Origin of the sequence: Sulfuricurvum sp. (genome assembly GCF_041651515.1) — a bacterium.
Lineage (GTDB): Bacteria > Campylobacterota > Campylobacteria > Campylobacterales > Sulfurimonadaceae > Sulfuricurvum.
Genome location: NZ_JBAZJF010000003.1, coordinates 139,797 through 164,732, shown reverse-complemented (window position 1 = coordinate 164,732; position 24,936 = coordinate 139,797). Strand labels below are relative to the sequence as shown.

Sequence of the window (24,936 nt, the reverse complement as noted above, 5' to 3'; positions counted from 1 at the left end):
ACACGTAAATGGCAAAAAAATACATCGATGTGATGGATACTACCTTTCGTGACGGGTTCCAGTCAGTTTTTGGCGGACGAGTACTCATGGAAGATTTTTTCCCTGCGGTAGAAGCGGCCAAAGAAGCGGGAATCCGGCATTTTGAATTTGGAGGAGGGGCACGTTTTCAAAGCCTTTTTTTCTATTTAAATGAAAATGCATTTGATATGATGGACCGATTCCGTGCCATCGTAGGACCGGATGCAAATCTTCAAACGCTTGCTCGCGGGGTGAATACCGTTATGCTTGACACGGGAAGCCGTGAAATGGTCGATCTTCATGCCAAAATGTTTAAAAAACACGGCACAACGACGATTCGTAATTTCGATGCACTTAATGATGTCGAAAACCTAAAATACTCAGGTGAACGAATTGCATTTCATGGTTTAAAGCACGAAGTCGTGGTTACGATGATGGATCTTCCTCCGGGTTGTGTCGGTGCGCATGACGTAGCATTTTATGAAAAAACATTACGAGACATTTTGGATTCCGGTATTCCGTACGATTCCATCTGTTTTAAAGATGCAAGCGGAACATCCAGTCCTCAAAAAGTGTATGAGACGATTCAAATGGCACGTCGTTTGGTTCCTGAGGGGACCCACTTACGACTCCATACGCATGAAACGGCAGGGGTAAGTGTTGCGTGTTATCTTGCAGCACTCGAAGCCGGAGTTGATGGTATCGATATGGCTGCTTGCCCTGTGAGCGGCGGTACCTCTCAGCCTGATATTTTGACAATGCTTCATGCGGTCAAGGGTAAGAATTTCGATCTCGGTGGATTAGAATTAGAGAAAATCTTGAAATATGAAGATACCCTTCAAGATTGTTTGAGCGACTATTTTATCCCGCCTGAAGCGACACAAGTTTCACCGTTAATTCCATTTTCTCCTATGCCGGGAGGCGCATTGACGGCTAATACCCAAATGATGCGTGACAACAATATGTTGGATCGCTATCCGGAAGTTATTCGTGCGATGCGCGAAGTGGTTGAAAAAGGGGGATACGGTACCTCCGTTACTCCGGTTTCACAATTTTACTTCCAGCAAGCCCTTAACAATGCGTTGATGGGGCCATGGAAAAAAATTGCTCCGGGTTATGGCAAAATGGTATTGGGCTATTTCGGTAAGACTCCGACGGCTCCGGATGCCGAAATTGTTCATATTGCCGCAGAGCAGTTAAAACTTGAACCGACGACTGAAAATGCGATCGATATTGCCGATCGTGACGAAACGAAGTCAATCGCCTATTGGACTGCACGTCTTGAACAAGAAGGCATTGAAGCAACGGATGAAAACATTTTTATCGCGGCATCATGCGACGTTAAAGGTATTGCATTTTTAAAAGGGGAAGCGACGGTTAATGTTCGCAAAAACGCCCCAAAATCGGAAACAAAATTACCAACAATCACATTAGAGGAGAATCAATTTATGGCAAACGGATCTTACACAGTAGTAGTAGACGGACAACAATACAATGTACAAATCATCGGTGGAAACGCCAGTGTTCAACAAGCAGCGCCTGTAGCCGTAGCTGCGGCACCTGCAGCAGTAGCTGCTCCGGTAGTAGCAGCCGCTCCGGCAGCAAACGCGAATGCAATTTGTGCAGAGCTTCCGGCTAACGTATTTAAAATCGTAGCGGAAGTAGGCTCTTCGGTAAATGCCGGTGATAAGATCATGATTCTTGAAGCCATGAAGATGGAAATTGATGTGGTTGCACCGCGCGCAGGAAAAGTAACATCAATTCTGGTACAGCCAAATGATAAAGTTGAAGTAGGACAAGCGTTAGCGGTTGTTGAATAATTAAATGAACTCCCTCTTAGTGAGGGAGTAAATTCTGCTCGGCTTCTTCCATTTTTTGAATAATCAACGGTAAAATATTTTCGCTTTTTGTTTTATCGATAAAGCCATCTGCTCCTAATCCTGCTGCTTCGCGTTTATTATTATCTCCTGTCATAGAGCTGTTCACAATAATCGGAATTGCTTTGGTAAGAGGATTGCCTTTTAAACGCTGTAGAACGGTAAAACCTGACATCTCGGGCATTTCGATATCGGTAATAATAGCCGGAATGGAAGCCGGATTGGGATGTTTCGCGATAAAATCAACCAAGTCTTTACCGTTGTTGAACATTTGAAATGCAATTTGAGCGTGTTCAAATATTTGGCGTAGATGACGTTGCGCTGTTTTAGAGTCTTCGGCGATGAGTACGACACCGTTTTTAAGTTTATCCGGAAGGCGGAGATTTTTCAGTGCGTCTGTGGAGTGAGTTATATTAACCATAGCTTGAGGAATGACATCGGCTAAGAGTTTTTCATAATCGAGAACTAAACAGAGGCTTCCGTCATCAAGGCGGGTATCATTGATAACCAATCCCTCATCCCCAATGCTATACGAATCGGGTGCATGCATCTCATTCCAATTTTTCTTCACAACACGGTATGCGAACATAATCCGAATTCCGATGATAATGCCGTTGAAATCGCAGATTAAAAGATTGGATAACTTTTTCTTTTTCTCATCCAGTTCAACCCCAAGCCATCGCGGAAGATTAAGGATAGGGATTTGGAGTTCTCGGAGTACGATTGTCCCTTCTAAAAGCGGATGAGTGCCGGGAATTAGGGTGAGATGATGCCGTTTTGCTTCAACCACTTCGCGCGTTTTAAAAACATTGATCGCATAATAAGGGGATTCTTCGGCAGCATCGATTTTAAAAACCAATAGCTGAACTTCATTGTTTTTTGCAAGATTTGTGGCGGAATCGACATTTTCCAAAAGGGACATAATAACCTCAAAATATTTGTATTCCTTAATCATATCCAAAAACCCCAATTTTACGCATATTTTGGGATATTTTTTATATCATGGTTACTATAAGGTGTTAATAATGTATAGTATTTCTGTCACAGTTTCATGATAAAGACGGTATTTACGATATTTTTTGAATTCGGATTAGCTTATGCATAGTATTTAAAAAAAGAAGAAAGCTGCTATATTAGTACATTTTCAGTTTGCCAGTAACTGACTTTGTACCTCTTTTAGGTTACTTGAAATACTTATGTTTAGCATTTCAAGCTATTTTTGAGACTTTAATTATGATGAAGTGTGACACTTACTGTATCAATATTTTCTGCTATCTTTTAAAGCTTTTAAACCTCTTAAGCTATCATCAGTAGATGCGCGATTTATTTTTTGTATTAGCGTTGTCAAAACTGAAAGGTCATTATTACATGTGTAAGAATCTTCTCCTAGATAAACGGTATCGTTATCACCATTTAGTGTGATTCTTTTTGCTCCAAAAATTGTAAATGGAGCGGGTGCAGTCATATTTGCAGTTATTACATTTGTATCATTTAATAACGATTTGCCAGATGTAACATCGCCAGTGAACCAACCTCCAATAAAAGGGTTCCAACGGTATGTAATTATTGTTGGATCAAGACTATCTTCTAATACAGATACTCGGATCTCAGAATTATCTGGAGCTCGACATGTTACTGATTTCGCGCATCCACTAAATACACTAACTATACTAGCCAACAATAGTGTACTCACAACCATATGTTTATTCATTGATATCCCTTTCTACTAACTTTAAAAATTAGTTAATATTGCATTTTATTTAGATTTTACTTATGCGTTTATTAACTAAGATAGTTTATTGATTAAAGGAGATATTCAAATATGCAGGTATAGGAGGATAGCATTGGTAAAATTGTTCAAAAATATAGGTAAAGAGAGTTGTTTGAAAGTGATTTTATAAAAAAGCATGTGGCAACTTTCGTGGCAACCGTTGCCATACTTGTCGATTTTTAATTGTCAACGACCGACTAAGTACCCTATAATAGGTGATTTGAAAGCCCCGTATTGTGGGGATTAGTTACAATATTAGATGTTCCTTAATCATATCCTAATCAGCGAGTTTTTTTACTAAATTCTAAAGGGTGTGGACTGTAAAATACGACCAAAAGCGTTAAATGAAAGTTGAGCAGAGTATTAATGAATCAAATCACGGCGTGTCCTTTAGATTGCTATGATGCATGTCGCATTAGCGTGGATAATAGCGGTCGTTTTCGAGGAGATAAAGAACACCCTATAACGCAGGGGTTTTTATGCCCTCATCTTAATCATTATAAATCAACACCGCGACTTTTGGAACCAACGTACAAAGGGCTTCCAATTACGATGGAGGAAGCGTTGACTCTCCTGAATGATGCTTTGAACAGCAGTAAAGAAACACTCTATTATCGCGGCAGCGGAAATGTCGGTATTATGCAACGCAGTGTTGAGCATTTTTTTGCAGAAATAGATGCTGTCGGGACACACGGATCGTTATGCGATGGAGCGGGTGAAGCGGGAGTTTTGCTTGGGAGAGGAGTCAATTATGTCTTAGCTCCGCAAATGCTTGCAGAATCGGAAGTGATCATTTTTTGGGGTCGGAATCCCCATGTCACCCATTCGCATCTCCTCCCTTTTCTGAGTGGAAAACAAATTATTGTTATCGATCCGATTAAGACTAAAATGGCCGAACAAGCTGATGTGTATATACAGATTAAACCTCATTGCGATCTACATTTGGCATTGCTTTTGAGCCGTTTTGCGATCATCGAAGGGCTGCATGATACCGACTTTTTAGAGGCTTTAGGAAGCGGTTATAACGATTTTTACGAGTTGACACAGACGGTTCGGATCAAAGCGACACTGGATATGATTGATGTATCGCTGGGAGAAATCGGAGCGGTATTGGAGATGATTAAGGGGAAAAAGACTGCGATTATGGTCGGGGTAGGGGTTCAAAAATACCGTAACGGCTCAGATGCTCTTCGCGCCATTGATGGATTTGGGGCAATCTTAGGGTTATTCGGTAAAATCGGAAGCGGCGTGAGTTATCTGGGGGATTCATTATCCGGTATTGAATTACCGTTTAATACCATCTCTAAACGTGTTCCGAAACCGACAGTCGATTTTTCCCGTTATGGGTGTGTATTTATTCAAGGGGGAAATCCGTTGGCTCAATTGCCGAATTCCGCTAAAATTAGATCAGAGTTTGCTAGAACAGGATTTAGTATTTATTTCGGACTGCATGAAAATGAGACATCAAAGGCGGCAGATTTGGTTATTCCGGCAAAAATTTTTACGGAAAAAAACGATATCCGCAGTTCGTACGGGGATTATACGATGCAGTTGATGCCGCAAATTCGGGAGAGTGATGTCGGAATAAGCGAATATGAGCTTGCGGCGTATTTATGTGAACATTTTAAAAAGCCTATTTCCTCCGAACGAGAGGCATTGGAGTTTTTGGAATCACAGATTGAAATGATAGAAGGTATCGGATATCGCCGCAATCGCCCAACACTTCCGTATAAAGAGGGGTTTATGACGGATACGGGAGAGTTTGAATTTATTGATGAGATTGATCTGAATATTGATGCGGACGGAGATTTTTTTCTTATTAGCGCAAAATATCCGAAATCGCTCAATTCACAGTTCAGGCGCCCTTACGGAGCCTATATCCACCCTTCATGCGGTTTTGCAGAGGGGGAAGAGGTCGTACTATCCTCACCAAGCGGTTCGGTGGAGATGGAAGTACGATGGGATGAGAGGTTAAGGTGCGATTGTATCCTCATTTATTCAGGGACACCGGGAGTCAATAATTTGACCCCAAGTATATTGAGTTATGAGGGTGATAGCGCTGTTTATCAGGAATTTAAATTAAAGGTAACAAAAAAATGACAAAAAATTTTGAAAATTATGTATTACCGACGTATGGACGTCAAAATGTGAGTTTTACCAAGGGGAAAAATGCCCTTTTATGGGACAGTGAGGGGAAAGAGTATATTGATTTTGCTGCCGGTATAGCTGTGTGCAGTGTAGGTCACGCAAATGAGCGCTTAACGAAAGCGATTTGTGATCAAGTCTCTAAAGTGATTCATGTCTCTAATCTTTATTACATCGAGCCGCAGGCTGAATGCGCTAAAAAAATTGTAGAACTCAGCGGTTATGATATGAAATGTTTTTTCGGTAACAGCGGTGCTGAAGCGAATGAGGGGGCAATTAAAATTGCTCGCAAATACGGAGAGGTTGAGGGAGAACCGAAGCGTTATAAAATTATTACACTCGATCACTCTTTTCACGGGCGAACGATAACCGCACTCAAAGCAACGGGACAAGAGTCGATGCATAACTATTTCGGACCGTTTCCGGATGGATTTGTGTACGCCAAAAATATCGATGAGATTGAATCCCTGATCGATGAACATACGATTGCGGTGATGATCGAACTCGTTCAAGGGGAGGGGGGAGTTCAGCCACAGGATCGTGTCAAAGTGCAAGCGTTAGCTGCACTGCTAAAATCCCGCGATGTATTGTTGATGATCGATGAAGTTCAAACGGGAATTTATCGTACGGGAGAATTTTTAGCCTCTAATCTGTACGGCATTGAACCGGATGTCATTACGTTGGCAAAAGGGCTTGGCGGCGGTGTTCCGATCGGTGTGGTGATGACAAGCAAAAAAGATATATTTGCTCCCGGTGATCACGGATCGACATTTGGCGGGAATTATCTTTCAACCGCTGCGGCAAATGAAGTCCTTGATATTCTCGAAGAGTTAAAACAAAGCGGTGCCTTGGATGAACATCTTCTCTATTTTGAAACCTCATTAGCTAAGTTCGCATTGTCTCATCCGGCAATCTTTTTGGAGCATGTAGGGCTGGGGATGATGCGCGGTTTACGTGTTGTGGATGGTGATACGTTGGGTAAGATTATTAATGCCGCACGCGAAGAAGGGGTAATTGTCCTCAAAGCAGGGCGTAATACCCTCCGCTTCCTCCCTCCGCTTACGATTACGAAAGCCGACATTGATGAGGGGTTTGCACGCTTGGAAAAAGCGATGGCGACGCTATAAGGGAACCTGTGCATTTTAGTCACTATATGAACGATTGGCTCTATGGAGCGGAGGGCTATTATGCCTCTTATCATCCCATTGGCAAAAAAGGGGACTTCTATACGGCGGTCAGTACCTCCAAATTTTTCGGAGGGACCATTGCAAAGCATATTCTTGCCCGTATCGATGAGGGTTTTTTAACACCCGATGCACTGATCTGTGAAATTGGTGCCCATCACGGATATCTTCTTGCCGATATCATCGAATTTATTCATACACTCCGTCCGGCGTTACTTCAAACTCTTCGTTTTGGGATCGTAGAGCGTTTCGGTGCACTGCGAGAGGCACAGCAAAACTATTTTGATGAATCGTTCGGCAATGCTGTATGCTTGGAACATTACAGTGATCTTTCCGAGTTGGATGAGAAATGTGTGTTTTTTATTGCAAACGAAATTTTTGATGCATTCGGATGTGAACTGCTTTATAAAGGGAAAATCGGGCGCGTAGAAAATCATAAAGTGATCTTTGATGTCGAATCTCCGGCAATTAGTGCATTAGCCGGAAAATACAAGCAAGATCGCGGAGAAATAGCGACCGGATATGAATCGTTTGCAGAAGCGATGGCACAAACATCCAAGAAATTTGAATTTATGAGTTTTGATTACGGAGAGCTTGAAGCACGGAGTGATTTTTCGATTCGTGTATATCAAAATCATCAGGTGTATCCTCTTTTTGATGAAAATTTAAAGCTTGAAGAGGCTTACGGAAAGTGCGATATTACCTATGACGTTAATTTTACCCACGTCAAAGAGGCATACGAAGCTCAGGGAGTACAATGTGTCCAATATGCTACTCAGCTAGTGGCATTGGTAGAAATGGGGATTTTGGACCTTTTGGCAATACTCAAAGAACATGCAGGGGATGAAATTTATGCCCAAGAACTTGAAAAAGTGAAAATATTGATCACCCCATCATTAATGGGGGAACGGTTTAAAATGATTCGGTTTGTTAAGGAATAAGAGATGAGAGGGATAGTTATTTTAGGGTGCTACTGTGTGATGGCTTTCGGAGGAGTTTTACATGAAGCGACGTATGAGGGGAATATCGAAAAAATCCAAAGTTACATCCAAACTCACCCTAATGTCGATGAGCAAAATGAAGCGGGACTGAGCGCATTGCATGTTGCGATCAAGATGGGAGATTTGAAAATTGCACAGCTCCTATTGGATAAGGGAGCCGATATCAATGCACAGGATTTGCAGGGCAATACTCCGCTTATCTTGGCTGTTAAGAAAAAAAATATCGAGCTCGTTACGTTTGTCGTTCTTCACGGTGCGGATGTGAATCTTGCTAATAAGGATGGGATCAGCCCTTTGCATCAGGCGGCATTTAGCGGTAACGAAGAGGTGGCCGACTTTTTGCTTAAAGCTAAGGCTGATACACAAGCGCGAAATAATGACGGAGCGACACCGTATGATTTTGCCATGGCAAAGAAAAATCTGATTGTAGCCCAAATGATAAAACTTTATATGATGGGGAAATAGTATGCAGCTCAAAGTAAACGGAGAAATACGAGAATTCGAAGAGGGATCAACGCTGCTTGATCTCATTCGATCTTTGGGATTGGAAGAGCGTGTTATGGCGGCAGCGCTTAATATGGAGATCGTTAAACAAGACGCATGGGGCAATGCAGTATTGAATGAAGGTGATACGATAGAACTCCTCGATTTTGTCGGTGGCGGATGAACTTCTCTCTGAGTCTGAACATCTCCTGAGATAAAATTCCATTCAGATATTTTTTTATACTATTTTATTATTATGAGTTATTATAGTTGACAAGACTTTCTTTGTTAGGAGTATTACAATGAAACATGAACTCATGGCACTTCCCTATGCGCAGTCTGCACTGGAACCTTATATCTCTTCTGAAACACTTTCCTACCATTACGGTAAGCATCATGCCGCCTACGTTAATAAACTCAATGCTCTCATAGAGGGGACCGCGTATGCAGATATGTCGTTAGAAGAGATTATTTTAGATGCCAAAGATGCTATTTTCAATAATGCCGCACAAGTCTATAATCATGATTTTTATTGGAGAGGATTGAGCGGTGTTCAGAGCCATCCATCGGATGAGCTGTCCACAGTAATAGAGCGTGATTTTGGATCGATGGATCTTTTTAAACAGGCTTTTATCGCAGCGGCTGCAGGATATTTCGGTTCGGGATGGATATGGCTTGTACTGAGCGAAGAGGGTAAACTCAAGATCACTGCGACATCCAATGCAGATACCCCGATGCGGCATGGAGAAAAACCGTTATTGACGTGTGACGTGTGGGAACACGCATACTATATTGATTACCGAAATATGCGTCCGAATTACCTTGAAAATTGGTGGAAAGTAATCAATTGGGAGTTTGTCTCCGCAAATCTCAAGCGCTAGCTGTGTTGGAGTTGAAGAAGTTTTTCGTATTTAGTCTTTAGGATAAGATATTCTTTATGAAGTGATTCATACTCTTTTTTATAATCAATTTCATCACTCTGAGCTGTAGGTGAAAGAGGCTGTTTTGATTTTGATAAAATGATATAAGTGACCTCTTTACCATTTTCTTCTTGCAGATGAGTCGGGAGTTCACCGTTCATAGTTTTTTTGATGACGGTGTGAATACTGAGACGATTTTTTGCTGCGTATTTTTGAATACTGATAAGTTCCAAGATGTTACCTTTTTAAGTGTTCTATTGCTACGACGGCGATAGCATATTCTCCATCATGGGTGATAGATACCGACATACCAGTAACGCCGAATGTTTCGATGACATGCGGAGATAGTGTGATTCTCGGTGCCCCTTTTGGAGTTTTAGTGAGGCGTATATCGTGGAATCCGCATTCACTGCTGATGCCGCAACCTAGGGCTTTGGCGCATGCCTCTTTGGCCGCCCAAAATCCTGCAGCATTGCGAGGCGTTTTAATGAGTAAAATCTCATCTTCGGATAAAAATTTGTGCAGGCCACGATCACCGAAACGCTCTATGAGACGCTTCATCCGATCGATTTTAATTAAGTCGATTCCGATCATTGCACCACAAAGTCGGTGAAGTAGACATTTTTGACTTTACCGTCTTTTAGACGGGTATTAAGCTCATTAACAATCCCCTCTTTCAATGACTCTTTCCCTTTAAGGGTAGAAATCTCTTCAAGCGATTTTGAGGAGAGTTGTCGGATGATAATATCGCGGAATATCGGTTTCTTCTCTTCCAACTCAGGGCTAAGCTCTTCACCTTCCATTTCTAAGTTCATTTCAACTTTGAGATAACGGCGGCCGCTCTCAGACAAGAGATTGACGGTAAATGGTTCAAGCGGGAACATAAGTCCTACCTCTGTTCCCCCTTCAGAAGCATGTGCTTCCCCTCCGGATGAATCCCCTTTAGCAGCTTTCTCTGCACCGCCTGCGGAAGCCTCTTTTTTGGCTCCATTGCCGGCTTCTGCTTCGGCATCATGATTTCCCATCATGAGTGCCGCTACAACACCGCCGATGACTAAAACCAAAACTAAAACAACGATTATGATGATAAGAAGCATATTCCCCGATTTTTTCTTTTCACCACCCTCTGGGGTTGCTTCGTCGTGGTGTTCTTTTTCTTTTTCAGCCATCCATTGCTCCTTCACGTAAAAATAATTGTTTATTGTATCTTGAAACCTTTGAAATTTGGTTTGTTTTGAGTAAACTTAGAAGATTAAAATGAGGAACGGTATATGGTTGAGAGATTATTTGGTGCTATTGGTCGTCCGTTTCTCACTATGTTTGCAAGTATTGAAAAATTCGGTCTTTTTTTATTATTCCAATCCCATCTATTTCGGCTCTATCCCCAAGTTTTTAAACGTCCAAAGATAGTTCTGACCCAAATTGAAGTGATCGGTCTTGGGTGTATGGGTGTTGTTACCTTGACGGCGCTTTTTACGGGGATGGTAGAAGCAATTCAGCTTTACAGCGGATTCCATCAATTTGGTATTGAAAGTTTTATAGGCTATACCATTTTTCTCTCCATAACCAAAGAACTGGGGCCGGTCTTTGCCTCATTGATGCTTATCTCACGTTCTATCAGTGCAATGGCCGCAGAACTCGGTACTATGCGTGTTTCTGAACAGATTGATGCTATTGATATTTTAGGGGTCAATTCCAAAGAGTATCTTATTACCCCTCGCATTGTTGCTACGGTGATCTCTTTGCCTCTGTTGGTAATATGGTTCGACTTTATTGCGGTAGGATCTGCCTATATGATTTCGACACATGTTCTTGGGATTAATCCCATCGCTTATCAAGAAACCCTGATGCGTCTTGGTGAATTTGATGATATTATGACCGGGGTTATCAAGGCAGCGTTTTTTGGATTTATTGTGAGTTCAATCGGAAGTTATATCGGGTATCACACGAGTGGAGGTGCTCGCGGAGTAGGACAATCGACGATTTACGCGGTTGTCTATTCGGCTGTTGCAATTTTTGTAGCGAACTACTTTCTCTCATCGCTCTTTTTGTATTTGGATTGGTAAAAAAAAAGCACGCTAAGATAATCCAAATCTCCTCTTTCAGTATTATTTTATCTCATTTTTATCTCATTTATTTTTTATTTGTGTATTTTCTACTCATTTTATGCATCTTACTTATTTTAATCATAAAATAAAACAATTGTTTGCTTTGTTTCTATAGTATTTGCCAAATATTATTGCTTGTAATGTATATCTAATAAAAAATAATCTATTTAATTAGATTGCTGGGTGGTTTGTGATGTTCTGGGGAAGAAAAGTGGCTGAACTCAAAGTTAATATTGTGGGACTTGAAAAAGAAAAAGAGATATTCATAAAAAAAATAGATGATTTAGAGGAAGCTAATCGTTTATTAAAACAAAAGATGTCCGAGGAAGAAAAATCTTTAAAAGAGTCTTCTTTAAAAGAAATTCTTATTGATCTTTTGTTAGGCAGCTGTACAACGAATGTTGCGATCATCCAAAAAGATTTTTCCGGCAGTATCGAGAATTTGCATAAAATGCAATTGCATTCTAAAACATCCTCATTAGGTTCTCGTGAGAGCATTTTAGACATATCTGTTAACTTACAAAAGTTAATGGAATCGATCTGTGCATCGAATGAAGGGGTTCATAGATTGTCAAGCGGAATTAATGATGTATCCTCTTTGATGATGCTTATTAACGATATCGCTGATCAAACAAATTTATTAGCACTCAATGCTGCAATTGAGGCCGCACGGGCAGGGGAACACGGGCGAGGATTTGCTGTTGTCGCCGATGAAGTACGTAAGCTTGCCGAACGGACCCAGAAAGCGACGAAAGAAGTTGAGATTACTATTAACTCCTTAAAGCAAGAGTCTTCTAATATTCAAGAATCTTCAGAGGATATGACCAAGATTGCCCGTGAATCTGAGAGATTAACCACCAATTTTGAATCAACATTGCAAGCATTTGCCGAAGATGGTGAAATTATGGCATCGTCGATAGACCATGTGCTTGATAATACTTTTGTCGGATTGGTTAAATTAGACCACTTGTTATTTAAGACGAATGCCTATATTTCAGTACTTCATACGGATGCTACCGCGCAATTCTCCGATCATAAATCGTGTCGCTTAGGTAAATGGTACGATACTGGGATCGGAAGAGAACGATTTGGACATACACAAAGCTTTAAGACGATGGAGCGACCGCATGCTGAGGTACATCGCAATATTATTGAAGCGGTGCAGTGTATCAAAACCGGTTTATGTACGGAATCCGAAAAAATTATTCAGAATTTTAAATCAGCCGAAGCAGCCAGTCAAGAACTGTTTGTATTACTAGACAAGCTTCCTAGTGAGCGTTAAAGTATGAAAAAAAGAGTATTGGAAGATACGTTTGATACGATGGAAATGATCGTCAATAGTACCGGTGCATTAGTCTATGTTATTGATTTGGAAAGCTATGAGCTTTTATTTATTAATGATCGCTGTCGAGAAGTTTTCGGTAACGTTGAGGGAAAAAAGTGTTATCAGGAACTGCAAAAAGATCAAATAATTCCATGTACTTTTTGTCCTATTCATCAAACGGATAATCCTCTTTTACATCCGATCGGAGCTAATTTCGAATGGGAAAATTGCAACTCTCTCAATGGTCGGCATTATCTTTTTAATGATCGGATCATACAATGGAAAAATGGGAGAAAGGCCAAAATTCAAATTGGTATTGATATCACAGATCAAAAACGGTTAGAACATGAACTAGCGGATGAGCGAGAAGAAGCAATACGTTCTTTTGAAGCACTTATAGATGCAACGATAGAGGGGTTAATCATTTTTGATGAAGATAAACGATGTATGCGTGTCAATCAAGTCGCCCCTTTATTACTGGGATATACCGACGAAGAGATGCTTGGTCGGTATGCATTGGAGTTTATCGCTCCTGATTCTAAGGATTATGTGAGAAATGTGATTCAAAACAATGATCAAGAACCGTATGAAGCTAGTATGCATCGTAAAGACGGAAGTGTATTTCCGGCACTGCTTCGGGGACGAGATATCGTTTTAGCGGGTAAATCTATTCGAGTATCGGCTGTTATGGATATCACCCATATTAAGGCAAAAGAGGCTCAGATTTTACAGCTTGCTCACTTTGATTCATTGACAAATCTCCCTAATCGGTTGCATTTTTGTGAAAAGTTAGATGATTCCATTAAAAAAAGTAAACGAAGCGGATACTATGGTGCATTATTGTTTATTGATCTGGATCATTTCAAAGCAGTCAATGACTCTAAAGGGCACATGTTGGGTGACATGGTTTTGGTTGAAGCAGCAAAAAGAATTTCAGCTGTTATCCGAGAAAGTGACATATTAGCTCGTTTGGGTGGTGATGAATTTGTTGTTTTGGTCGATACATTTGAAACAGACAAGAAAAGAGCATCTGCGGATATTGCAATAATTGCAAATAAACTGCTTTACGAATTACAAAAGCCTTATTTGATTGACAATAGTGACTTCCGGTTGACTGGGAGTGCCGGAATCGCTTTATTTTTGGGAGAAGAATATACGCTGGGTGATTTAATGAAATATGCCGACAGTGCTATGTATTGTGCTAAGGATAGCGGAAGAAATACTTTTAGCTTTTTTGATCCGATATTACAAACAATTGTTGAAGAAAAAATCTATATGATCGAACGATTACGGATGGCTATAGAGCGACAGTCTATGGAACTTCATTACCAAAATCAGGTCCAAGTAGATGAACACAATATGGTTGTGGGAGTTGAAGCATTGATTCGATGGAATGATCTGGAGAGGGGAATGATATCTCCGGGACATTTTATCCCCATTGCTGAAGAGAGCGGATTAATCGTCCCTTTGGGTGAATGGATATTGCGTGAAGCAATGAAACAGATTCAGTCGTGGGAATGTGACCCTATAAAAAATAATTGGCGTGTTTCGGTCAATGTAAGTTACAAGCAATTCGAAAAAGAGACATTTGTAGCAATGGTTGAAGCATTTATTGAAGAATTTGATATTAATCCAAATAAACTTCGACTTGAAATTACAGAAGGGCTAGTGATTAAGAATACAAAGGAAGCTTTGGAAAAGCTACATCGTCTTAAGGAGATTGGCTTAACCATATCTATTGATGATTTTGGTACAGGGTACTCATCCCTTTCGTATTTGAAAAAACTTCCGATTGATGAGCTTAAAATTGATCAATCCTTTATCCGTGATCTGGTAGAGGATCCGAATGATAGGATCATAGTACAGACAATAATCTCAATCGGGCAGCAATTTGGATTGGATGTAATTGCTGAGGGGGTAGAAACGCATGAGCAATACGAACAGCTGAAAGTCATGGGATGTAAATACTTTCAAGGCTACTTTTTTGGAAAGCCAGTAGATTCTTTGTCGCTATGAGCTTGCAGAATCGTTACTCCCCAAGCTCACTAAGAGGGCGAAATTGATAGGTATCGGGATCGTAGTACTCGATTGCACCGGTTTCAATGTCGTAATACCATCCGTGTATAAATAGTTTTTCAGCCTCGACCAGTTTTTTAACGTAGGGGTATGTGAGAAGATTCTCGATCTGAGTAACAATTGAGAGACGCTCGGTAGCCCGTAGCAGCTCTTCTTTTGGTGCATCATCACCAAGAGCGACTGTAGCCATCGATTTGGCTTTTTCCCCGAGTGTTAGCCACTTAGCCGTATGAATCATCGATGTATCGCACGATGTTTTATAAAGTGCTTCGATCGCGCCGCAATGGGAATGTCCGCAAATAATGATTTCGGAAACTTCTAAAACCCAAACCGCGTATTCGATTCCCGCTGCAGTGGAGTGAAAATCTTCGTCCGGCTTGTAGGGAGCAACGAAATTACCTACATTACGGACAACAAAAAGGTCACCCGGAGACGATTGTACGATCAAATCGGGGATGACACGTGAATCGGAGCATCCGATAAACAGAGCGCGTGGATTTTGCCCCTCTTTAACAAGATTGAGCAATTGTGTCTCATGTTTTTTAAAATAGGTTTGCTGAAAGGTTTCATTTCCGGCGGCAAAATCTTTAAGCCGTTGGACGCTTTGTCCCGGAGCAGTGTTTCTTAATGGCACTCTTTGATCCCTAACTGACACATGATTTGTTCGAATACTTCGCCACCTTCGCGGTCACAATCATCATGGTACTCGATGGTAATCATCTTTTTACCGCCGGTAACATCTCCACCGTAGATAATCGGCTCAAGAGAGCATGCGGCTTTACAGGTATCAATAGCTTCTTCAATTTTGTGTTTCTCTTCTTCTGTTGAATAGGCAAGAGAAAGTTTACAATAGCGTTCTTCGGATTTATGATCTGCAATTATTGTATTTTCAGTCATGAATAGATCCTTAGTGTATGGTATAGAATGATTATTATAACCTTTCTAAAATTAAAACCACTCCAACAGTTTGCTTACTTCATCGATTTCATAGCATTTCATGGTGGTTTTTTCGAGAGGTTTTTTCGGAATCAGTGCTTTGGTGATGTGTTGGGAAGCCGCCTCTTTTAGCCGCTGATCAAGCTGAAATACTTCGCGAATATCACCCACAAGGGATACTTCACCGATAAATACCGTCTCTTTGGAGATTGCACGGTTGCGAAAACTGCTGATGATAGCGGCAAGGATAGCCAAATCGGCTGAGGTTTCGGTGATCTTGATCCCTCCGGTGATGTTGATGAAGACATCATAGCTGTTCAGCGGAATTTCGAGTTTCCGCTCCAGAAGGGCTAAGAGCATATTGAGGCGGTTGTTCTCAAATCCCGTCGCCTGACGTTTCGGATTCGGTGCGTGTGTGTCACTCACTAATGCTTGCACCTCGAGAACTATCGGGCGTGATCCCTCCATAATGACGGTAAGGGCTGATCCGCTTTGGGATTTATTGCGGTTAAAAAAGCGTGAAGAGAGGTCTTTGGCAGACATCAGCCCTTCCGAACGCATCTCAAAAACCCCGATTTCACTCGTAGGGCCAAAACGATTTTTAAATCCTCGCAGGATGCGCAATTCATGAGAGCTGTCCCCTTCGAAATAGAGGACAACATCAACCATATGCTCCAATACGCGCGGTCCGGCGATGGACCCCTCTTTGGTGATATGACCGATGATAAAGATGGCAATGCGGCGCTCTTTTGCGATTCGCATTAGATCAAAAGTAATTTGGCGCACTTGCGTCACCGATCCGGGAGCCGAAGCGATGGTTTCTGAGTAGAGGGTCTGAATGGAGTCGATGATGATACACTCGTACGGACGTTCGTGAAGTTCGGATAGAACCTGTTCTAGCCGTATTTCTGCCAGTAGATAGAGATTGTCGACATTGGCACCCAAGCGGTTAGCACGCAGTTTGATCTGCCCTTCGCTCTCTTCACCGCTCACATAGAGGACGTTACGGTTTTGTTTGGCGAGATTGGAACCGATTTTGAGAAGGAGGGTTGATTTTCCTACCCCGGGACTTCCGCCGATAAGTACCAATGAACCGGGGACGATCCCTCCTCCGAGTACCATATCAAGTTCGGCGTCATCACTGGTGTAGCGCTCGGTCGTCTCTTCGATGATTTGGGTGATCTCTTTGGCTTTTGCACCTGCCGATGGAGAGGATGAAGAGGTGAGTTTGATCATCTCTTGCTGCTGTTCGTTCAGCTCAACAAAACTATCCCATCCACCGCAGTTGGTGCATTTTCCCATCCATTTAGGGGTGGTAAAGCCACAGTGTTGACATTCGAATAGGACGTTTTTTTTCTTGGCCATGATTATTTGGGTTCTTCCCCATAAATCGCATCCAAAATTCCATCCACAAATTCGTATTTGTTAAACGGTATCAGATGTTCCGGCTGTTCGCCGACACCGATGTAGAGGATCGGAAGCTGCAGTGCGTAGGCGATACTAAATACCGACCCCCCTTTTGCCGTTCCGTCGAGTTTAGTGATGATGATACCATCGACTCCGACCATCTCATTAAACGCTTTGGCTTGCGCGATGGCGGATGAGCCTTGTGTCCCATCAAGAATCAGGATTTTACGATGGGGTGCTCCGGTGTGGGCTTTGTCACAGATGCGGACGATTTTTTTCAACTCATTTCCAAGATTTGTCTGGGTATGGAGCCGTCCTGCGGTATCGATAATAACTTGCTCAAATCCGCGTGCTTTGGCTGACTCGATAGTGTCATACGCAACGGCGCTAGGGTCATGCCCTTGGCGTGAAGAGACGATCGGAATTTCGAGTTTATCGGCCCATCTCGTGAGTTGTTCGATGGCGGCGGCACGGAACGTATCGCCTGCGCCGAGGATGACCCGTTCGCCGTTATCAAGGTAACGTTGCGCAAGTTTTGCAATGGTAGTCGTTTTGCCGGCACCGTTGACACCGATGATAAGGCTAACGGTTGGTTTATTAGGGTTGTCGGGAAGGGTGTTTTGAGCAAAATTCAAGGTTGATAAAAGTTTGGATCGAAGCTGATCACGGGTTATCTCATTTTGATAGAGTTCACGGAGAATAATTTCGACAAGAGCGTATTCGACATCCGCTTCAAGGAGGATGTTTTCGAGCTCGTCTTTAGAAATCGTTGCTTTCTTCTCCGGAATAATAGAGCTGATGGCTTCGACCGTTTTTTGGAGACCTTTTTTGATAAATGAAAACATGCTTATTTACCTAAAGCCTGTGCGATATCGTGGTCAATAATCTCTTCTTGGGTTGCACCTTCATAATGGGTGACATATTCACCGTTTTTATAGAGCACCATCAACGGAATCGGAAACTGTTGACCTACGCCGATAGTTGAAGCCATAGCGCGAGAGAGCCCTTGGTTATCCGCTTTATTTGAGATAAGATAATTGCCTGCTCGGTATTTTTCGCGGAATCCTTCGAGATCGGCATTACTTTTGTCATCTTCAATGGTAATTCCCATGATTATCAAGTCGTCGCCGTATTTTTTTTGAAGATTTCCGAGATGTTGGGCTTCAGCACGGCAAGGTGGACACCAAGTAGCAAAAATATCAAACAAGACCACTTTGTCTTTACCGGCATCGAGGGCAAAATTGGTGCCCCGTTTTTCAACAGTATAGGATTTCCCTTGGGTGTCCATGAGGGTGAATTCAGCAGTAGAGACCAAGGCCTCTTCGGAGGACTCTTTTTTATTGCATCCTTGGAATGCTATAGCGAGGGAGAATAAAGGGATTAAAAAAGTTGAAAAACGCATACAAAACCTTTTTAGAGTAAAATTATGAAGATTATAACGAAGCAAAGGTAAAAAGTGACCAAAAGTGATTTTAGAACGCAGTGCTTAAATCGACTTAAAAGTTCCAATAAGCATACTAAAATTGCGCGAGATGCGAGTGTGCGGCGATTATTGCAAAAAGTGCTGAATACGTTGGATTCAAAGCGTATTTTGGCGTTTTGGCCGATGGGATTTGAAGCGGATATTCGGAAAAATATTGCTCTTGCACGACAAAGGGGCGAAGTTTATTTGCCGTTTATGGATGGCGTCAGTTTCAAAATGGTACCATTAAGATACCCGTTGGAACGTAAAGCTTTTGGGATTTATGAGCCTCGGGATTCACGTAAAAAGATAAATTTAATAGATATAGCTATTGTTCCTGTGGTAGGCGTTGACGGCTCACTCGGTCGAATAGGTTTCGGCAAAGGGATGTATGACCGATTTTTCCCGACCCTGAAGACGAAACCGTTTACAATATTTGTGCAATCATGCGAATGTAAGACAACAAAAAATTTGTGTGATGATTATGACGTGCTGGGTGATCTGCTGATTACGCCGCAGGGAATATATGGCTTAGAGGATTTTCATGTTAAACGAACTACTGGTAGGGGGCGGCGTCGCAGCCCTTGGCGGAGTAGTCGGTTTTTTAATTTCAAAAAAGATTTCATCCGCCCATTTTGATCTGTATTTGGAGCAAGCAAAAGCAAAAGCAAAAGCAATTGATAACGAAGCCCAAATGATGCTTGAACGTGCATCTATACGTTCACGTGAGATCGAAAAAGAGGCAGAGAAGAAATACAATGAAGCTTATGAACAAGTCAAAAAAGATCTTATTGACCGAGAAAACAAAGTTCAGCAGTCTGAACATGACTATGAGCGTTTTCGACAAAATGAGCAAGAACGTTTAGCGAATGAGCGTTTAGCAGTTGAAAACAAACGACTCAATGTCGAGCGTAATGAGCGTGCTTTAGAGAAATTAAAAGATGACTATCGCCAAAAAAGTGAACAAATGAAAGTGATCGTAGAGCATCGTGCCGGTTTATCGGTACAAGAAGCTAAAACGATTTTGTTGGAGCAGACACGCGAAAGTGCCCGCTTAGAACTAGCCCGCGAGGTTCGTGAGCTTGAAGAACAGAGTAAAGAACAACTCAGACGCAAAGCCTATTATATTCTTGCACAAGCTACATCGCGGTTTGCAGGTGAATATGCGGCTGAGCGGCTAATTAGTGTTATCCATTTGGATGATGACGAGCTTAAAGGGCGGATCATTGGCAAAGAGGGACGTAATATTAAAACGCTTGAAATGGTGAGCGGGGTCGATATTATTATTGATGAAACCCCTAATGCTATTATCGTCAGTTCATTTAATCTTTACCGTCGTGCTATTGCAACAAGAACGATTGAACTTTTGATTCAAGACGGGCGTATACAGCCTGCGCGGATTGAAGAGGTATATCAAAAAGTATGCGATGAGTTTGAAGAGGCAATATTACGCGAAGGTGAAGATGTCATTTTCGATTTGGGCATTACCGGAATGCACATGGAATTGGTTAAATTAATAGGACGATTAAAATACCGTTCAAGTTACGGTCAAAATGCCCTTGCCCACACATTAGAAGTGGCTCATTTAGCCGGTATTATGGCTGCTGAAATGGGGGGAGATTCTAAATTGGCACGACGTGCAGGATTACTGCATGACATCGGTAAAACACTTACTCAAGAAAACGGAGGAAGTCATGTTGATATCGGGGCAGACCTTTGCCGACGTTACGGCGAAGATCCGGTAGTTATAAATGCCATTTATGCCCATCATGGGCATGAAGAGATTAAAAGTATCGAGTGTGCGGCTGTGTGTGCTGCCGATACGCTTTCTGCGGCTCGCCCGGGAGCACGACGTGAAGTGCTGGAGAGCTTTTTACGCCGTGTGAGTGAAATTGAAGAGATAGCGACGCAAAAAGCGGGCGTAAAACAAGCGTATGCGATTAATGCCGGACGTGAAGTACGGGTTATTGTCAGTGCTCTCAGTGTAAACGATGATGAAACGGCTTTGATAGCTCGTGAAATTGCGGATGAAATTTCTCAAAAAGTCCAGTTTCCCGGTGAGATTAAAGTCAATGTGATTCGTGAAAGCCGTGTGACCGAGTACGCACGTTAAATTCAATATAATGGGTTTTATTTCATAGGTAAATGTTATAACGTTGTGATATTTACTGGGTATCATTACTGATTATTTCCTAATATTTCATTTTTGAAATTAAGAATAAGTAGGTGAATGCAATGAATAAAGAAGAGACCTTAACGCATCTGCGAAACGCTAAAAAAGCCCATATCACATGGGTACAGCGTGCTCATGCCCTTATCGAAGGGTTACCGATAGAAAAAGAGCAAGTCCCCGTAAGCTGTACCGAGTGTAAATTCGGTTTATGGTTTTACGGAGAGGGGCAGCAGCTAGCGATGATGCCGAGTATGGATTGTCTTAAAGAGATTGAGATACTTCATTATGAGTTACATGATGTTTATATGAAGATTTTTAAAATTTATTTCAGCGATGAAGATCGCTCCATTCTTTCAAAACTTTTCGGTACACGTAAAAAAGTTTCTACGTTAAATCAAGATATTGCAAAAGAGCATTACAATCAGCTCAAAGTAGTATCTGAAAAATTAATTGCAACGATCGAACGCTTAGAAAGACGATTGTTTGCCCTCCAAGCGGGAAGCTTCGTTTAATTTTGCTTAGGCATGGTAATAACGATCATTCCTCGTAAATCTCCCATTTTATAACCTGTCGCTTTATCCTCTGGATAGGTTGCTTTTATCGCTTTGTAGAGCGGTGAATCGGCGGCAATATCCCCATGACATTTCAAGCACGCTTCATTCGTAATTACGATCGGTTTGTAATACGTATACTCTCCGTTTCTACTGGTTTGAATCTTATACGCCAGTAGCGGCTGCTGTGTGTGCAGTAGCCCTTCCCATTGAGTTAAGATACTTTGTTCGTCCGGTGTCGCTGCATTGATCGGATTACGGTTTTTGGCACTTACCCGTTTAATACTTGTATTTGACTCTTGGGCAATTTGAGCAGTGAATACAAGAGCATTTTGCGTACAAAAATGGAGTGCTCCTACGGCACCGATGCTTTGCATTTGAGTTTTTAACTCACCACTGAGTTTTTGAACCAATGCACTGGAGAGAGCCGATCCTTTTTGAATAGCTTGATCTTGCGTCAGCGGCTCGGCTACCAATAGAGATGAGAGGAATGAAAGTAAAACGAGAGAAGAGCGACCCATACTATATCCTTGATTGATAATATCTATAATATTAACAGAATTTTATTGATGGATTTGCAGGGGATTTATTCTAAATGGTTGTTTTCAGAATCATCATAGGGATCAAGGTGAATAAGGGCATAAACGGTATTGTCAGGGAAAAGGGCATGTAATGCAAGCTCAATTCGATCCCCGACAAGATGGGCATCATACAAAGAAGTACTGATGCTAAAGACGATATGGATACTTATATGAATTTCGGAACCTGAACGTCGGGTTCGAAGATCATGGTATGAATTGATATCGAGTTGCTTGTTTAATAGGGTGTTAATGTTAGCAACATTTTCAGGTTCCAAAGCCGCGTCAAGAAGCATCATGATTCCGTCGCGAATCAGGGGAAATGCCGAGTAAATCATATAGCCGCTGATTCCGATTCCGAGTATGGGGTCAATGATCGTGTAGTCCGTTAAGGCGATGAAAGCCAAGGACGCCAGTACGGCACCGTTGCTAAGAAGGTCTGTTTTATAGTGCAACGCGTCTGCTTGAATAACCATGTTGCCGGTTTTTTTGGCAACGTAATTTAAAAATAGCACAAGTCCAGCGGTAATGATAATAGATGCAATCATAACCATCAACGAGGCATTAAGGTGGGTGATGACACTTCCTTGAACCATTTTTGAGATTGCTTCATACAGGATAAATAAGGCAGAGAGGCTGATGATGGTCCCCTCGATGACTGCGGCAAGCGGTTCGAGTTTACGGCGACCGAAGTTAAATCGCTCGTCCGGCTCTTTATCTGAGTTATGAAGAGCAAAATAGTTAAATGCCGATACGACCATATCGAGCAGAGAATCGACTGCCGAAGCTAAAACGGCAACCGAACCGCTGATAATTCCGACGGAGAGTTTAAAGGCTACCAGTATGAGGGCTACAGAGCTGGAGACAAGAGTGGCTTTTTTTTCTATACGCATGGCACCATTTTAGCCTATTATCGCTAAAATTGGATTCCAAAGATTTAGGAGAGAAGATGGATTTGAACGCAATTAGAGCAGAACGGTTGAAATGGATGGAGTGGAAAAATATTGCACCGGTTCGTAGCGCGTTAAATTCTTTACCTTCGGTAGATACCACCTATACCCTATCCGATGTCGTGACTCTTAGCAGCGATGAGAAGGTGGATATACAATCCATAGAAAATGTGGCCCGAATGATGATGCCATGGCGTAAGGGGCCGTTTGACCTTTTCGGTCTTTTTATTGATACGGAGTGGCAAAGCAATCTTAAATATAATTTTTTGCGTCCTCATTTCAATCTACACGGGAAAAAAGTAGCCGATATCGGATGTAATAACGGCTACTATATGTTTCGTTTTCTCGAAGATGCTCCATCCAAAGTGGTGGGATTTGATCCCTCCGCACTTTTTAAGTCTCAGTTTGATCTTATTAACCATTACATCAAAAGCGACATCGTGTATGAATTGCTTGGGGTAGAGCATCTCCCCTTTTATGAAGAAAAATTTGATGTCATTTTTTGTTTGGGTGTTTTATACCACCGCAGTGATCCGATAGCAATGCTTAAAACGCTCCGTCAAGGTTTGGAAGAGGGTGGTGAAGTTTATCTTGATACGTTCATTATCGAAGGGGACGAAGCGTATGCATTGTGTCCGAGCGAGAGCTATTCTAAAATCACGAATGTCTATTTCGTCCCGACGCTTAAAGCACTCGAAAATTGGTGTTTGCGTGCCGGTTTTAAGTCGTTTGAAGTCCTCGGAACAGTACGAACGACCTCCGATGAACAGCGCAAAACAGACTGGATAGAATCGCAAAGCCTTGAAGATTTTCTCGATCCGGACGATAGTAGCAAAACAGTAGAGGGATATCCTGCGCCGATTCGGGGATATGTTCGACTTAAGAAGGGGTAATTTTGGCCAAACAATCACACGAGATCGAAGAAAAAGAGTTACAAGTAGCACTTAATCCGCAGGTTGCATTAAATACGCATGAGAAAATAAACACGGTATACAGTGGGGATATTGACAAGTTAGAGAAAGGGTATGCGCGCATTGTATTGGAAACAAATGAAGTAATGCGTGCGGATGATGTAGGGCTCGTACACGGTGGATTTATTTTCAGCTCTGCCGATTTTGCGGCAATGGCAGCAGTGAATGAACCCAATGTCGTATTGGCATCGTGCAGTTGTCTATTTCTGGCACCCGTACGGGTGGGAGACGTGGTAGTCTTTGAAGCGGTAGAGCATCAAAAAGAGGGACGAAAGCGTAATGTCACCGTAAAAGGATATGTCAGTACCATTAAAGTATTTGAGGGTGAATTTAAAACGGTTGTAACCGAGCGGCATGTATTGCGACTCGATCTTATGAAGAATATTGACGAACCTAAATAGATCGAATCCAATAGTCGATATTTCGCTGTTCCGCCGGAACGGTAGTCGATCCCCCATGACCCGGATAGAGGGTTTTGGTGGATTGCATTTTTGCAAACTTTTGCAAACTCTCTTTCATCGCTTCTCCATCGGAGTAGGGGAAATCCCAGCGTCCGATGGAATTGTGGAAGATAAAATCCCCGCTGAAGATCGCATCGCCGATCTCGATCATCGAACATCCCGGGCAATGCCCCGGAAAATGGTGAAATTTGACTTCGATTCCCGCTATAGCAAATATTTTATCTCCTTCCACTTCCACATCAGGATAGGATGCAGGAAGATCGGGCATAAAGGTACTGTTTTGAAGTAAAAAAACATCTGCTTTAGGAGTATAGAGCGGAATGTTTAGAGCCTCTTTGAGCTCTTGATTGCTCCAAACGTGGTCAAAATGACCGTGAGTATTGAGTATGGCTACCGGATTGGTGACATTTGCCATAACCCACCCAGTCGCGCCAATACCCGGATCGATGATGATTTCTTTGCCATCAATTTTAACAATATAGCAGTTAGTCTGATATGCTCCCATCGGTTGAACTAAAATTTCCATAAGTTACTCTTTTT

The 24,936-nt window shown here is 42.0% G+C and carries 28 protein-coding genes and 1 pseudogene; 16 read left to right on the top strand and 13 right to left on the bottom strand.

Translation table 11 applies throughout. The annotated features are described in order from the left end of the window. Positions 1-8 precede the first annotated feature (8 nt). Positions 9-1,838, top strand: a complete 1,830-nt coding sequence (locus WC407_RS06380) for a biotin/lipoyl-containing protein (RefSeq protein ID WP_373021768.1) — start codon at positions 9-11, stop codon at positions 1,836-1,838. A gap of 16 nt (positions 1,839-1,854) precedes the next feature. Here WC407_RS06380 and WC407_RS06375 read toward each other — a convergent pair whose 3' ends face one another. Both WC407_RS06375 and WC407_RS06370 read right to left on the bottom strand, forming a co-directional pair. Further along, a complete protein-coding gene (locus tag WC407_RS06375; RefSeq protein ID WP_373021767.1) occupies positions 1,855-2,850 on the bottom strand; it encodes a chemotaxis protein CheW in 996 nt (331 codons plus the stop codon). A 303-nt stretch (positions 2,851-3,153) separates the two neighbouring features. After that, the gene (locus tag WC407_RS06370; protein ID WP_373021766.1) at positions 3,154-3,606 is read right to left on the bottom strand and encodes a hypothetical protein; all 453 of its coding nucleotides are present in this window, start codon (positions 3,604-3,606) and stop codon (positions 3,154-3,156) included. 426 nt (positions 3,607-4,032) lie between these two features. Here WC407_RS06370 and WC407_RS06365 point away from each other — a divergent pair, with 426 nt between their 5' ends. The 6 genes from WC407_RS06365 to WC407_RS06340 all read left to right on the top strand — a co-directional run bounded on the left by WC407_RS06365 (position 4,033) and on the right by WC407_RS06340 (position 9,360). Next, positions 4,033-5,766 carry a molybdopterin-dependent oxidoreductase gene (locus WC407_RS06365; RefSeq protein WP_373021765.1) on the top strand — a complete coding sequence of 578 codons (1,734 nt, stop codon included), beginning with the start codon at positions 4,033-4,035 and terminating at the stop codon, positions 5,764-5,766. Next, positions 5,763-6,938 carry an aspartate aminotransferase family protein gene (locus tag WC407_RS06360; RefSeq protein WP_373021764.1) on the top strand — a complete coding sequence of 392 codons (1,176 nt, stop codon included), beginning with the start codon at positions 5,763-5,765 and terminating at the stop codon, positions 6,936-6,938. Before WC407_RS06365 ends, WC407_RS06360 begins: the two co-directional genes overlap by 4 nt. A gap of 8 nt (positions 6,939-6,946) precedes the next feature. Continuing rightward, positions 6,947-7,936: an SAM-dependent methyltransferase gene (locus WC407_RS06355; RefSeq protein WP_373021763.1), complete on the top strand. Its 990-nt coding sequence runs from the start codon at positions 6,947-6,949 to the stop codon at positions 7,934-7,936. 3 nt (positions 7,937-7,939) lie between these two features. Next, positions 7,940-8,461, top strand: coding sequence for an ankyrin repeat domain-containing protein (locus tag WC407_RS06350; RefSeq protein WP_373021762.1), 522 nt, complete (start codon positions 7,940-7,942; stop codon positions 8,459-8,461). Between the two features lies 1 nt (position 8,462). Then, a complete protein-coding gene (gene thiS / locus WC407_RS06345) occupies positions 8,463-8,663 on the top strand; it encodes a sulfur carrier protein ThiS (protein WP_373021761.1) in 201 nt (66 codons plus the stop codon). A 118-nt stretch (positions 8,664-8,781) separates the two neighbouring features. Beyond that, positions 8,782-9,360 (top strand): superoxide dismutase, encoded by a 579-nt coding sequence (locus WC407_RS06340; RefSeq protein ID WP_373021760.1) that lies wholly within the window; start codon positions 8,782-8,784, stop codon positions 9,358-9,360. Here the strand turns inward: WC407_RS06340 and WC407_RS06335 are convergent. From WC407_RS06335 to fliL, 3 genes are read right to left on the bottom strand one after another with little or no spacing between them, the layout of a single operon-like run. Beyond that, positions 9,357-9,632, bottom strand: coding sequence for a hypothetical protein (locus WC407_RS06335; RefSeq protein WP_373021759.1), 276 nt, complete (start codon positions 9,630-9,632; stop codon positions 9,357-9,359). The genes WC407_RS06340 and WC407_RS06335 overlap by 4 nt on opposite strands. A gap of 4 nt (positions 9,633-9,636) precedes the next feature. After that, positions 9,637-9,993 carry a holo-ACP synthase gene (gene acpS / locus WC407_RS06330; protein ID WP_373021758.1) on the bottom strand — a complete coding sequence of 119 codons (357 nt, stop codon included), beginning with the start codon at positions 9,991-9,993 and terminating at the stop codon, positions 9,637-9,639. After that, positions 9,990-10,568 carry a flagellar basal body-associated protein FliL gene (gene fliL, locus WC407_RS06325; RefSeq protein ID WP_373021757.1) on the bottom strand — a complete coding sequence of 193 codons (579 nt, stop codon included), beginning with the start codon at positions 10,566-10,568 and terminating at the stop codon, positions 9,990-9,992. The genes acpS and fliL overlap by 4 nt, the downstream gene beginning before the upstream one ends. A gap of 102 nt (positions 10,569-10,670) precedes the next feature. Here fliL and WC407_RS06320 point away from each other — a divergent pair, with 102 nt between their 5' ends. From WC407_RS06320 to WC407_RS06305, 4 genes and pseudogenes are all read left to right on the top strand, one after another. Continuing rightward, a complete protein-coding gene (locus tag WC407_RS06320; RefSeq protein ID WP_373021756.1) occupies positions 10,671-11,465 on the top strand; it encodes an MlaE family ABC transporter permease in 795 nt (264 codons plus the stop codon). Positions 11,466-11,700: 235 nt separating this feature from the next. After that, positions 11,701-12,357, top strand: a pseudogene (locus WC407_RS06315) (methyl-accepting chemotaxis protein); the annotation flags it as partial. 54 nt (positions 12,358-12,411) lie between these two features. Beyond that, complete coding sequence (locus WC407_RS06310; protein ID WP_373022064.1) at positions 12,412-12,789, top strand: CZB domain-containing protein; 378 nt, start codon at positions 12,412-12,414, stop codon at positions 12,787-12,789. Between the two features lie 3 nt (positions 12,790-12,792). Continuing rightward, positions 12,793-14,847 carry an EAL domain-containing protein gene (locus WC407_RS06305; RefSeq protein ID WP_373021755.1) on the top strand — a complete coding sequence of 685 codons (2,055 nt, stop codon included), beginning with the start codon at positions 12,793-12,795 and terminating at the stop codon, positions 14,845-14,847. Positions 14,848-14,860: 13 nt separating this feature from the next. Here the strand turns inward: WC407_RS06305 and WC407_RS06300 are convergent, their stop codons facing one another. From WC407_RS06300 to WC407_RS06280, 5 genes are read right to left on the bottom strand one after another with little or no spacing between them, the layout of a single operon-like run. After that, positions 14,861-15,541: a carbonic anhydrase gene (locus WC407_RS06300; protein ID WP_373021754.1), complete on the bottom strand. Its 681-nt coding sequence runs from the start codon at positions 15,539-15,541 to the stop codon at positions 14,861-14,863. Then, positions 15,532-15,804 carry a hypothetical protein gene (locus WC407_RS06295; protein ID WP_373021753.1) on the bottom strand — a complete coding sequence of 91 codons (273 nt, stop codon included), beginning with the start codon at positions 15,802-15,804 and terminating at the stop codon, positions 15,532-15,534. Before WC407_RS06295 ends, WC407_RS06300 begins: the two co-directional genes overlap by 10 nt. A 51-nt stretch (positions 15,805-15,855) precedes the next feature. Further along, positions 15,856-17,208 carry a DNA repair protein RadA gene (radA, locus tag WC407_RS06290; RefSeq protein WP_373021752.1) on the bottom strand — a complete coding sequence of 451 codons (1,353 nt, stop codon included), beginning with the start codon at positions 17,206-17,208 and terminating at the stop codon, positions 15,856-15,858. Between the two features lie 2 nt (positions 17,209-17,210). Beyond that, the gene (ftsY, locus tag WC407_RS06285) at positions 17,211-18,095 is read right to left on the bottom strand and encodes a signal recognition particle-docking protein FtsY (RefSeq protein ID WP_373021751.1); all 885 of its coding nucleotides are present in this window, start codon (positions 18,093-18,095) and stop codon (positions 17,211-17,213) included. A gap of 2 nt (positions 18,096-18,097) precedes the next feature. Continuing rightward, positions 18,098-18,652, bottom strand: a complete 555-nt coding sequence (locus WC407_RS06280; protein WP_373021750.1) for a TlpA family protein disulfide reductase — start codon at positions 18,650-18,652, stop codon at positions 18,098-18,100. 54 nt (positions 18,653-18,706) lie between these two features. Between WC407_RS06280 and WC407_RS06275 the strand changes: the two genes are divergently transcribed. The 3 genes from WC407_RS06275 to WC407_RS06265 all read left to right on the top strand — a co-directional run bounded on the left by WC407_RS06275 (position 18,707) and on the right by WC407_RS06265 (position 21,397). After that, complete coding sequence (locus WC407_RS06275) at positions 18,707-19,351, top strand: 5-formyltetrahydrofolate cyclo-ligase (RefSeq protein WP_373021749.1); 645 nt, start codon at positions 18,707-18,709, stop codon at positions 19,349-19,351. Further along, on the top strand, positions 19,257-20,825 hold the full coding sequence (gene rny / locus WC407_RS06270) for a ribonuclease Y (protein ID WP_373021748.1): 1,569 nt from the start codon (positions 19,257-19,259) through the stop codon (positions 20,823-20,825). The genes WC407_RS06275 and rny overlap by 95 nt, the downstream gene beginning before the upstream one ends. A gap of 122 nt (positions 20,826-20,947) precedes the next feature. Further along, on the top strand, positions 20,948-21,397 hold the full coding sequence (locus WC407_RS06265; protein ID WP_373021747.1) for a CZB domain-containing protein: 450 nt from the start codon (positions 20,948-20,950) through the stop codon (positions 21,395-21,397). On the opposite strand, the gene WC407_RS06260 is transcribed toward WC407_RS06265, so the two are convergent. Both WC407_RS06260 and WC407_RS06255 read right to left on the bottom strand, forming a co-directional pair. Then, positions 21,394-21,957 carry a DUF3365 domain-containing protein gene (locus WC407_RS06260; protein WP_373021746.1) on the bottom strand — a complete coding sequence of 188 codons (564 nt, stop codon included), beginning with the start codon at positions 21,955-21,957 and terminating at the stop codon, positions 21,394-21,396. The two genes, WC407_RS06265 and WC407_RS06260, sit on opposite strands and share 4 nt — an antisense overlap. 65 nt (positions 21,958-22,022) lie before the next feature. Then, positions 22,023-22,907, bottom strand: coding sequence for a cation diffusion facilitator family transporter (locus WC407_RS06255; protein ID WP_373021745.1), 885 nt, complete (start codon positions 22,905-22,907; stop codon positions 22,023-22,025). A 56-nt stretch (positions 22,908-22,963) separates the two neighbouring features. Between WC407_RS06255 and cmoB the strand changes: the two genes are divergently transcribed. Further along, on the top strand, positions 22,964-23,857 hold the full coding sequence (cmoB, locus tag WC407_RS06250; protein ID WP_373021744.1) for a tRNA 5-methoxyuridine(34)/uridine 5-oxyacetic acid(34) synthase CmoB: 894 nt from the start codon (positions 22,964-22,966) through the stop codon (positions 23,855-23,857). A 2-nt stretch (positions 23,858-23,859) separates the two neighbouring features. Then, complete coding sequence (locus WC407_RS06245) at positions 23,860-24,336, top strand: hotdog domain-containing protein (RefSeq protein WP_373021743.1); 477 nt, start codon at positions 23,860-23,862, stop codon at positions 24,334-24,336. On the opposite strand, the gene WC407_RS06240 is transcribed toward WC407_RS06245, so the two are convergent. Then, positions 24,329-24,922, bottom strand: coding sequence for an MBL fold metallo-hydrolase (locus WC407_RS06240; protein WP_373021742.1), 594 nt, complete (start codon positions 24,920-24,922; stop codon positions 24,329-24,331). The two genes, WC407_RS06245 and WC407_RS06240, sit on opposite strands and share 8 nt — an antisense overlap. Positions 24,923-24,936: the final 14 nt, after the last annotated feature.

What these genes read in the sequence shown, in the direction of transcription:
- WC407_RS06380 (WP_373021768.1), top strand. Translation starts at nt 9, where the DNA reads ATGGCAAAAAAATACATCGATGTGATGGATACTACCTTTCGTGACGGG.
- WC407_RS06375 (WP_373021767.1), bottom strand. Translation starts at nt 2,850, where the DNA reads ATGATTAAGGAATACAAATATTTTGAGGTTATTATGTCCCTTTTGGAA.
- WC407_RS06370 (WP_373021766.1), bottom strand. Translation starts at nt 3,606, where the DNA reads ATGAATAAACATATGGTTGTGAGTACACTATTGTTGGCTAGTATAGTT.
- WC407_RS06365 (WP_373021765.1), top strand. Translation starts at nt 4,033, where the DNA reads ATGAATCAAATCACGGCGTGTCCTTTAGATTGCTATGATGCATGTCGC.
- WC407_RS06360 (WP_373021764.1), top strand. Translation starts at nt 5,763, where the DNA reads ATGACAAAAAATTTTGAAAATTATGTATTACCGACGTATGGACGTCAA.
- WC407_RS06350 (WP_373021762.1), top strand. Translation starts at nt 7,940, where the DNA reads ATGAGAGGGATAGTTATTTTAGGGTGCTACTGTGTGATGGCTTTCGGA.
- thiS (WP_373021761.1), top strand. Translation starts at nt 8,463, where the DNA reads ATGCAGCTCAAAGTAAACGGAGAAATACGAGAATTCGAAGAGGGATCA.
- WC407_RS06340 (WP_373021760.1), top strand. Translation starts at nt 8,782, where the DNA reads ATGAAACATGAACTCATGGCACTTCCCTATGCGCAGTCTGCACTGGAA.
- acpS (WP_373021758.1), bottom strand. Translation starts at nt 9,993, where the DNA reads ATGATCGGAATCGACTTAATTAAAATCGATCGGATGAAGCGTCTCATA.
- fliL (WP_373021757.1), bottom strand. Translation starts at nt 10,568, where the DNA reads ATGGCTGAAAAAGAAAAAGAACACCACGACGAAGCAACCCCAGAGGGT.
- WC407_RS06320 (WP_373021756.1), top strand. Translation starts at nt 10,671, where the DNA reads ATGGTTGAGAGATTATTTGGTGCTATTGGTCGTCCGTTTCTCACTATG.
- WC407_RS06310 (WP_373022064.1), top strand. Translation starts at nt 12,412, where the DNA reads ATGGCATCGTCGATAGACCATGTGCTTGATAATACTTTTGTCGGATTG.
- WC407_RS06305 (WP_373021755.1), top strand. Translation starts at nt 12,793, where the DNA reads ATGAAAAAAAGAGTATTGGAAGATACGTTTGATACGATGGAAATGATC.
- WC407_RS06295 (WP_373021753.1), bottom strand. Translation starts at nt 15,804, where the DNA reads ATGACTGAAAATACAATAATTGCAGATCATAAATCCGAAGAACGCTAT.
- radA (WP_373021752.1), bottom strand. Translation starts at nt 17,208, where the DNA reads ATGGCCAAGAAAAAAAACGTCCTATTCGAATGTCAACACTGTGGCTTT.
- ftsY (WP_373021751.1), bottom strand. Translation starts at nt 18,095, where the DNA reads ATGTTTTCATTTATCAAAAAAGGTCTCCAAAAAACGGTCGAAGCCATC.
- WC407_RS06280 (WP_373021750.1), bottom strand. Translation starts at nt 18,652, where the DNA reads ATGCGTTTTTCAACTTTTTTAATCCCTTTATTCTCCCTCGCTATAGCA.
- rny (WP_373021748.1), top strand. Translation starts at nt 19,257, where the DNA reads ATGTTAAACGAACTACTGGTAGGGGGCGGCGTCGCAGCCCTTGGCGGA.
- WC407_RS06265 (WP_373021747.1), top strand. Translation starts at nt 20,948, where the DNA reads ATGAATAAAGAAGAGACCTTAACGCATCTGCGAAACGCTAAAAAAGCC.
- WC407_RS06260 (WP_373021746.1), bottom strand. Translation starts at nt 21,957, where the DNA reads ATGGGTCGCTCTTCTCTCGTTTTACTTTCATTCCTCTCATCTCTATTG.
- WC407_RS06255 (WP_373021745.1), bottom strand. Translation starts at nt 22,907, where the DNA reads ATGCGTATAGAAAAAAAAGCCACTCTTGTCTCCAGCTCTGTAGCCCTC.
- cmoB (WP_373021744.1), top strand. Translation starts at nt 22,964, where the DNA reads ATGGATTTGAACGCAATTAGAGCAGAACGGTTGAAATGGATGGAGTGG.
- WC407_RS06240 (WP_373021742.1), bottom strand. Translation starts at nt 24,922, where the DNA reads ATGGAAATTTTAGTTCAACCGATGGGAGCATATCAGACTAACTGCTAT.